A 320-nucleotide genomic window follows, 5' to 3' on the forward strand; every position below is an offset into this window, starting at 1 on the left:
GGACAAAGGCTGGCGCTTCAGCGATGCGCAGGGCGTGCTGGAGAATCTGCCGCTGCCGCAGGTGCCACAGCCTAACGCGGCGACTGCGCTGGCAGCCCTGCGCGCCAGCGGATTAGCGGTAAGCGAGCAGGCGATCCGCGATGGCATTCAGAACGCACTGCTGCCGGGACGTTTTCAGATTGTGAGTGAGTCGCCGCGTCTGATTCTGGATGTTGCACATAATCCGCATGCGGCGGCGTACCTCGCAGGACGTCTCAAATCGTTACCAAAAACCGGGCGCGTGCTGGCGGTTATCGGTATGCTTCATGATAAAGATATCG

1 protein-coding gene is annotated in these 320 nt (G+C 60.3%); it reads left to right on the plus strand.

The annotated features are described in order from the left end of the window. Positions 1-320, plus strand: a 320-nt coding sequence (locus tag RTW80_RS28255; RefSeq protein WP_312721414.1) for a glutamate ligase domain-containing protein, incomplete at both ends; no start/stop codon positions are given.

This window comes from Escherichia sp. AM3 (assembly GCF_032029835.1).
GTDB lineage: Bacteria > Pseudomonadota > Gammaproteobacteria > Enterobacterales > Enterobacteriaceae > Escherichia > Escherichia coli.